This is a genomic window from Extibacter muris, from assembly GCF_004345005.1.
Classification (GTDB): domain Bacteria; phylum Bacillota; class Clostridia; order Lachnospirales; family Lachnospiraceae; genus Extibacter; species Extibacter muris.
On the sequence record NZ_SMMX01000103.1, the window covers coordinates 1 to 524 of the forward strand.

The following is a 524-nucleotide window of genomic DNA, read 5'->3' on the forward strand; positions in this document are numbered from 1 at the left end:
TTCTCCTTCCTCCTCCTCTTCTTTTTCCCGTTCCCTCCTTTTTTTTCCCTCCTCTTTTTCCTCCCCCCTCCTCCCTTCCTCCTTTCTCTCCTCAACGCGTCTTCCCTTGCGGTAGAAATCTTTCGGATTTCTTCCTCCTTTTTCTCTCCTCCTTCTCTTTTCTTCCCTCCCTTCTTCCCTTCCTTCCTTTCCTCCTCTCCCTCCCCCCTTTTTCCTCCCCCCTTCTCCTTTCTTTCTTCTCCCTTTCCAGTTCTCCCTCTTTCCTTCCTCCCCCCTTCCCCTTCTTTCCTCTTTCCCTTTCCCTCTTTCTTCCCTCTTTTCCTCCCTCTTCCTCCCCTTCTCTTCTTTTCTTCCCCTTCCTCTTTCCTTTTCTTTCTTTTCTTTCTCTCTTCTCCCTCTTCTTTTCCTCCCCCAGAGATGACTTCCCCTCCCTTTTTTTTTTCTTCTTTTTCTCCTCTCTGGTCTTTGCAATGGCCTTCTTCTTTCTCCCCTCCTAAGTCCCCTCTGATTCAAACTCTCTTTCC

General features: G+C 48.7%; 1 protein-coding gene. It reads right to left on the bottom strand.

Annotation, left to right across the window (positions count from 1 at the left end):
- On the bottom strand, positions 1–471 hold a 471-nt coding region (locus tag E1963_RS23960; protein ID WP_201272122.1), incomplete at its 3' end, for a hypothetical protein.
- Between the last annotated feature and the right edge of the window lie 53 nt (positions 472–524).